Raw genomic sequence first — 7,640 nt, 5'->3', positions numbered from 1 at the left:
CCCTCGCCTCGCTCGGCGGGAGCGTGAGCAAGGGGGAATGGAATGAACATCGATGGTGAATCAAACCCAATCATTGTTAAAAATCTACCCTCTCATCCCTCATGCTTCGATCAAGTGTCGCCACAAAATCTGGTAAACATCGGTCGCATGCAAGGCGGCTTCGGGCAACAGGCTAGGCTGATTGGTCAGCAACAGCGGCGCATGCGCCGGATCACTGCTGATAATGCCATGCGAGCCACGCACCACACTTGGATCAAGCCCAATCACATCCATCACATAGCGAAATCCAAGTTTTTTCTTGGCCAAAGTCAGGCCAATTTTGGCCATCGGCAAGCGTAAATGCGGGTCAACAAAGAGTTCCGCTGGGTCATAGCCAGGCTTGCGATGAATATCGACCGCCCGCGCAAAATCTGGCGCACGCTGATCATCAAGCCAGTAGTAATAGCTAAACCAAGCATCGGCCTCAGCAATCGCCACTAACTCGCCCGAACGCTCATGATCTAGCCCATACTCGCGTTTGCCCTCGGCATCAAGCACTTTGGCAATCCCAGGCGTAGCCTCAAGCAAAGCTTTGACGCGCTCCAAATAGCTTAAATCGTTGATATAAACATGGGCAATTTGATGATCAGCCACAGCAAAGGCTTTGCTCACGCCTGCATCAAGTAATTCGCGGCCCAATTCCTCGCGCACTGCAATCAAGCCTGCTGCCCGCAACAATCGATTAATTGCGACTGGTCGATTAACGCTGGTAATGCCATATTCCGATAAAATCACGATCCGCGCATTGCGTTGCTCATAAAAATCCAGCAAATCGCCAACGACTTGATCGATTTCAGCCAATTGGCTGGCGCAACGCTCAATATCAGCACCATATTGCTGAAAACAATAATCCAAATGTGGCAGATAAATTAAACTCAATGTTGGATTATAGCGTTGTTCAACAGATTTGGCCGAGTTGGCGATCCAGCGTGATGAGGCAATTGATGAATTTGGTCCCCAAAAATTAAATAACGGAAACTGGCCCAAATCACGTTGCAAATCATCGCGCAATTCGGCTGGCTGGCTATAAATATCAGGTAATTTACGGCCATCGGCGGGGTACATCGGGCGGGGCGTGACGGCAACATCAACCGATGAATACATGTTGTACCACCAGAACAAATTAGCACAAGTAAAACTAGGATCAAGTGCTTTGGCCGCTTCCCAAATTTTTGGTGATTGGACTAATTTGTTCGATTGTCGCCAAAATTTAATTTCACATTCGTCACGAAAATACCAGCCATTGCCAACAATTCCATGCTCGCTAGGCATTTTTCCCGTGAGATAGGTTGCCTGCATGCTACAGGTTACTGCTGGAACGATCGGTTTGATCGAGGCTTGAGCAGTTTTTTGTTGCCATGCTTGTAAACGTGGCGTGTATTGTCCAATCAAGGCTGGAGTCAGCCCAACCACATTAATCACAACGGTTTTATGCATCTTAAGTTCCTTGAATCGAGCGCTGCGCCAAACGGGTCAGGCCAAAGGCGGCGATGGCAAATGCACATGCCCACAAATTGCCTGCCACAATGCACACCAAGGCATCAAACAGGCTAATGCCAGCAATCAGACGGCCAATCGCTGGGCCAATTTGGCGCTGACGATAGACCAAACGTATACTGTGCAACGACCAACTTAGCAAGGCTACACTCACCAGAATTGGGCTAAAATCGGGGGTAATCAGGGCATAGCCAATTGGCAACAGCACACAAATCGCTGGCCAAAGCGCCTTCAACTGCGGGCGTAATTCCGATTTAGCGATAAAGGTAAAGCCCATCACATAGCTAAACAACAAGCCAACCGCCAGCCAAACCTGCCACGAAAAGGCTGCACCCAAGGCGGCAATCGTGCTGAGATAAACCAAAATGCGCGTGCTAGCCATCAAAACTGGGCTGATTGGGTTGGTTTTGTGCCACAGATCGTAAACTACGATCAGCCCAACCAAGCCACCCGCCCACAGCAGGCCTTGCCAACTAACCAAGGCCACACAAGCCAAGCCAATGCCAAATAAGCCGATTGTCAGCACCAACGCAGCGTTGCGGCTCACCCGACCGCTCGGCAATGGGCGTTCTGGGCGTTCGCGTTGGTCAATCGCATAATCGCACCAATCGTTAAAAACCATGCCAGCGCTATAAAACAAACTGAAGGCCAAGGCCAATAGCCATACCCGCCAATCACCAAGGCTGACTCCCGCCAAAGCCACGCCAGCCAATGTATTGCTGATCACGGTCGGATTATTGGAGATGCGCATCAGTTCGAGATAGGCCAACCAGTCAGATTTAGCGTTTGAGTTCATGCAACACCCACGCATACTCCCGCGCGATCGATTCAGTCAGATCGAGCTTTAATTGGCTTGGCAGCACATCCCACGTATAGGTTTCAATCTCCAAATGCTGGCTGTAGGGCTGCTCGTTCAAGGCTTGCAAACTTTCGAGCAAGGCTTGCAAACTTTCGAGCAAGGCTGGTTGGGTGGCGTTGAGCAGGCCAAAACTGGCGGTAAAAATCGGTACATGAAAATGAATCCGCCATTCGCAAGCAGCAGGATCATCGATCTTTTCCAAGGCTTGAGGCAAATCGCGATATTGCTGCAACGAACCATCATGGTTGCGCTGAATCACTTGGTGCAAATAAATTGCTTCGCTGAATGGTGCTAAAGCTGCTGCTACGGCCTGGCGATCGTCATCAAGCATCACTTGCAAGGCTGAGCTAAGTTGCACTTTGGCAATGCTGATGCCTGCCGTTTGATAAGCAGCGATCACGTGGCGCGGCGCTTCGTAGGCTACGGCGCAATGACAGGTATCCAAACAGGCTCCGACATGGCGACGAATCGCATTTTGGGCTTCGCGCAACGAGCAATCAAGTTGAGCTGCTAATTCAACAGCGCCAACATCCAACAATTGCTCAACATAGCCGATTAATTCACTGCTGGTTTCGAGCAAACCATCTGGCTCTGGCTCGAAAGCTAATTGAATCACAATCCCACGTTGGCGCTCAAGCTGGACCAACGCGGCGACCACCTGCAACACATGGCGATTCAACAATGCCCACGGCACGGCGGACAAATCGGCAAACCATGGTTTATAGCTCAAAGGGCTGGTCGAAATTGAGCCAACCATGCCCTTGGGCAACAGTGCCGCCAAGATCTCAATCAGCCGTAAGGTATAGGCCACTCGTTCAGGCTCACGCCAATCGGGCGCATGCACCTGATCCTTGACTGGTTGTTGGTGGAAGGGATGGTAGGGAAAGCCATTCAAGGTAAAGACATAAAGATTATGTTCAGTTAGCCATGCTTGAAAATCAGCAAGCGCAGTTGGCTCCAACAATTGGTGGCTTTCTTGGCCCGAAAGCCGCAGGCCAATCCCAAAGGCTTGGTTGGGAGCGAGGCGCTGTTTGAGATCGAGCACATGCTGTTGCAAACCAGCTAAAACCGCTGGCCAGCCGTTGGCCGGATGAATATTGGTGCAATAGGTTAAATCGAGTTGGGGCGCTTGATTAAGCTGCATATGCTTCCATTTCTAGTGCACAAGCGCAGGCTGCTCAAGCGGCGCAAACTTAAATTTGGGGCTTTGGCTCAGGAAGCGGCAAGGATTGTTATAGACCACCTCGTGAATCCATTGGTTGGAATGGCCACGGCGGCGCATTTCAAACATACAATTGGGGATGGCCAGCGGCTGACTTGGCCCCCAATCGCAGGCCGAAGCGACACATAAGCGCTCAGTGCCATAGATTTCGAGCATATCAATCGCCCGGCCTGGCGAAACTTTGGTCATTGGATAGAGCGTCAAGCCCGCCCAAAACCCATGCTCAAGCACCATGCGAATTGTGTGTTCCTCAACATGGTCAACCATCACGCGGCTGGGATCGATTCGGCTGTTGCTAGCCAACGTTTCGACAATCGCCTTGGTGCCTTTATATTTATCTTCAAGGTGTGGGGTGTGAATATGGATTAATTGGTTGTGTTCAAGCGCTAATTCCACATGATCAATAAAGGTGGCAAGTTCATTGCGGGTCACGCGGTTGAGGCCAATTTCGCCAATGCCAAGCACGCTTGGGCGATCTAAAAATTGCGGAATAATTGCCAAAACTTCGCGAGCCAACCCCCGATCTTCGCCTTCTTTGGGGTTTAAACAGAGCCATGTGTAATGCTTAATGCCATATTTAGCGGCGCGTTGGGGTTCAAACTCAGTCAAATGTTTAAAATAATCGGCAAAAGCGCTGGCCGCAACCCGATCATAACCCGCCCAAAAGGCTGGCTCAGTCACCGCAACACAGCCAGTCAAGGCCATGGCATGATAATCGTCGGTAGTGCGCGAAACCATGTGCGCATGCAAATCGATGTAATTGATCATTGCTCGCTCTCCTTGGCAGCACCATAGGCACTTTGGCCATCGCGCTCGGCGCGTAATTCGCTGCTCACATCGCTCAACAACATTTGAATCCGTTCAACTCGGCCAAATTCGTAGCTATTCAAGGCCTTGAGCGCTTCACGAAAGGCTTTGATTCGAAAATCATCATTGGCATTATGCTCAACTGAACGATCAAAGCGATCCAAAAAAGCCGCGATATCTAAAATTTTGGTGCGATGCTCAATAAATTCCAGTTCAATCAACTCACGCTGGGTGCGTGGGCAAGAGCCTTCAATCTGCATAAAATCCTCGCTTTAAGCCCGTTCGGCTAAATATCGAATGGCTTGTTGCATCATCGGTAGATCAATTGTGTGAACATCGTAGGGTTGGCCGATGCCGCGCATTAAGGTGATGGTTAATTGGCCACCAAGGTGCTCGCGAAATTCGGCCAAGCCGCTCAGCAAACTTTGGGGATGTTCGGGCAGTTCAAGCTGGTTGCTCAGGGCAGGATGATAGAGTTCGAAGCCAACTGCGGTTAGACAAGTCAAGACCCGTTGCCAATCGGCCTCGGCTAAATCAGCGTTTAAATAGCTGTAGGTGCAATCCAAGGCGATGCCAATTGCCACCGCCTCGCCATGGCGCAAACTATAATTGCTGAGCTGTTCAAGTTTATGCGCCGCCCAATGGCCAAAATCCAAGGGCCGCGCTGAGCCTCGCTCAAACGGGTCGCCACCAGCGATGTGGGCCAAATGCAGCTCGGCACAGCGAAAAACCTGATCTTCCATTACGGCTAAATCACGCTGACGCAAGGCCGCAGCAGTACGCTCAATCGTGGCAAAAAAGGCGGGATCTTTGAGCAAAGCTACCTTGATTGCCTCGGCGATGCCACTGCGCCAATCGCGCTCACTCAGCGTCGTGAGAAAATGGCTATCGTTGAGCACAGCATAAGGCGGAGCAAATGTGCCCAAGAAATTCTTTTTGCCAAAGGCATTGATGCTATTTTTAACCCCAACCGCTGCATCGTTTTGGGCCAAAACTGTGGTTGGCACGCGAATTAAGCGCACCCCGCGATGCGCCGTCGCCGCTGCATAGCCAACCATATCGATCAACGCCCCGCCGCCAATTGCCATCAGATACGAATGGCGATCGATCGCATAGCGATTAATTCCATCGTAGACTGCTTGCAATGGCTCAGTAGTCTGCTTAATTGCTTCGCCACCAGCCAAAATCAGGCTTGGCTCAACCAAGCTGAAGGCTTGGCTGGCTTGGGCATAGGCTGCAATTTCAGTTAATAGATTGGGGTGATGCTCAGCCACCGCCTGATCAAGCACAACCCAAAGCTTCGGTAGACTAGCGCTTGGCGCAAATAATTCATGGAGAATTGGGTTATCCAAGCCAAATAATCGGTGCGTACAATGCACCGGATAGGAATAGCGTACTTCAAACGCTTGCAGGATCGAACGCATAACCATCTCGACAACTAGGAGCAACCGCTCAAACAATCAATCGTATTACAATATCCTAATTTTAGCATAGCTCGTAGTACGGCGTTATTTAGCGAGCGCCAAACAGTGCCGTGCCAACCCGCACAATCGTTGAGCCTTCTTCGATTGCAACCTCAAAATCGCCGCTCATGCCCATCGAAAGCTCTGACAACGGACGATCAAGCCGCTGTTCAAGCTGGTCGCGTACCTCGCGCAAGGCCCGAAAGCATGGGCGCACCACACCCTCAACATCATCAGAATAGGGCGCAATCGTCATCAAACCACGTAAATCGATCAATGGCAACTCAGCAATTGCCCGCACTTCGCCTACAAAATCGAGCCATGCAGAGTTGTGCACGCCACCAGCTAGCTCAAACCCATCTTTAGAGCGCTCACCGGAAACATTGACTTGCAGCAAAATTGGCAAGGGTTGCGGAATTACGCTGGCTTCTTCATCAACAATTCGGTTGAGAATTTCGGCCAATTTAACGCTATCGATCGAGTGAATTAATGAAAAAAGTTTGGCAGCACGGCGAGCTTTATTGCGTTGCAAGTGGCCGATTAAATGCCAACGGGTTTGGGCCAGTGCTTCGGGCGTTTGCAGAGCAATTTTTTCTTCGGCTTCTTGCACCCGATTTTCACCAAGATCGTGAATGCCTGCCGCCAAGACCGCATTGATCCGCAGCATGGGATGGGTTTTGGTGACCGCAATCAAGCGCACGCTGGCTGGATCACGGTGGCTACGCTGGGCGGCTTGGCTGATTCGCTGCTGAATCTGAGCGACCTGTTCCAACAATCGGGCATGATCAAACGGCATGGTGTACCTCGCGTAGACCAATCACAGCGGCGAATCGACCAGTGGCTCCTCGTTCATGGCGATGAGAGAAGAAACGATCATGATGACAAGCAGTACACATATTCATCCGAATCAGGTTGGCGGGTTGAATGCCTGCTTGCTCTAACCAATGCGCATTAGCGGCCCATAAATCAAAATGCGGTCGTTGCTTGCCAAGCTGGCGCAACAAGACCTGCGATGTATGCTCAGCAAAAGCCTGCTCAACCGCGCCGATTACAGGCTGATCAACCTCATAGCAACATGGGCCGATCGCTGGGCCAATTGCCACCAAAATGTTGGCTGGCTCTGAGCCAAATTGAGCTTGCATCGTAGAGATCATTACCTGAGCAATATTATTAACCGTGCCTTGCCAACCAGCGTGAGCCACCCCAACCGCTTGAGCAACCGGATCAAAAAAAAGCAACGGAGTGCAATCGGCAAAATTAGCCCAGAGCACCAAGCCTGGTTGGTTGGTCACAAGGCCATCGGCAGGCGGCAGAGTTGTTTCACGATCGATCGCGCCCCGCCCACGCTGCAACTCGCCAACCACGGCGACAGTTGTGCCATGAACTTGGCCTGCTAAAATGACATCATCCAAACGAAAGCCCACTCGATCGGCAAAGCGCCGCCGATTCGCCAAAACTGCGGAAGGGTCATCGGGCCGCGAAAAACCAAGGTTGAGGGTCGCATGCGGTGGGACGCTCACCCCACCTTGGCGGGTTGAAATACCATGGATCAACTCAGGATAACCCAATAAGCGTTGAATTTGCTCAATCATGCCAACCCCCGTGGCTTGCTAGGATGCGCTTGTATTTAAATAGCAACACTGCAAAAAGCGTACTAGCGCCAATCATAACACCAGATAGGCTAGAATTGCGCCACAAAAAAACACCTGTTATGGCGAAAAACCATAACAGGTGGATTGCACGTTGCTAAGCA

Annotated in this window: 8 protein-coding genes; all 8 read right to left on the bottom strand. The window is 51.0% G+C overall.

The annotated features are described in order from the left end of the window. Positions 1-99: 99 nt before the first annotated feature. On the bottom strand, positions 100-1,476 hold the full coding sequence (locus DEF47_RS00550) for an alkaline phosphatase family protein (RefSeq protein WP_012189107.1): 1,377 nt from the start codon (positions 1,474-1,476) through the stop codon (positions 100-102). A gap of 1 nt (position 1,477) precedes the next feature. Beyond that, positions 1,478-2,332 carry a UbiA family prenyltransferase gene (locus tag DEF47_RS00545; RefSeq protein ID WP_012189106.1) on the bottom strand — a complete coding sequence of 285 codons (855 nt, stop codon included), beginning with the start codon at positions 2,330-2,332 and terminating at the stop codon, positions 1,478-1,480. Continuing rightward, positions 2,316-3,539: a metabolite traffic protein EboE gene (eboE, locus tag DEF47_RS00540; protein WP_012189105.1), complete on the bottom strand. Its 1,224-nt coding sequence runs from the start codon at positions 3,537-3,539 to the stop codon at positions 2,316-2,318. The genes DEF47_RS00545 and eboE overlap by 17 nt, the downstream gene beginning before the upstream one ends. A 12-nt stretch (positions 3,540-3,551) precedes the next feature. Beyond that, entirely contained in the window at positions 3,552-4,382 is an 831-nt protein-coding gene (locus DEF47_RS00535) for a TatD family hydrolase (protein WP_041305772.1), read from the bottom strand. After that, on the bottom strand, positions 4,382-4,684 hold the full coding sequence (locus DEF47_RS00530; RefSeq protein WP_012189103.1) for a hypothetical protein: 303 nt from the start codon (positions 4,682-4,684) through the stop codon (positions 4,382-4,384). The genes DEF47_RS00535 and DEF47_RS00530 overlap by 1 nt, the downstream gene beginning before the upstream one ends. Positions 4,685-4,696: 12 nt before the next feature. Continuing rightward, positions 4,697-5,854: a 3-dehydroquinate synthase gene (locus DEF47_RS00525; protein WP_012189102.1), complete on the bottom strand. Its 1,158-nt coding sequence runs from the start codon at positions 5,852-5,854 to the stop codon at positions 4,697-4,699. An 82-nt stretch (positions 5,855-5,936) separates the two neighbouring features. Beyond that, entirely contained in the window at positions 5,937-6,683 is a 747-nt protein-coding gene (locus tag DEF47_RS00520; protein ID WP_012189101.1) for a YggS family pyridoxal phosphate-dependent enzyme, read from the bottom strand. Beyond that, positions 6,673-7,479 carry a peptidoglycan editing factor PgeF gene (gene pgeF / locus DEF47_RS00515; protein WP_012189100.1) on the bottom strand — a complete coding sequence of 269 codons (807 nt, stop codon included), beginning with the start codon at positions 7,477-7,479 and terminating at the stop codon, positions 6,673-6,675. Before pgeF ends, DEF47_RS00520 begins: the two co-directional genes overlap by 11 nt. Positions 7,480-7,640: the final 161 nt, after the last annotated feature.

This window comes from Herpetosiphon sp. (genome assembly GCF_003512625.1).
In the GTDB taxonomy this organism is placed as follows: Bacteria; Chloroflexota; Chloroflexia; order Chloroflexales; family Herpetosiphonaceae; genus Herpetosiphon; species Herpetosiphon aurantiacus.
The sequence above is the reverse complement of the archived record's forward strand: the minus strand, read 5'-3'. Positions and strand labels throughout refer to the sequence as shown.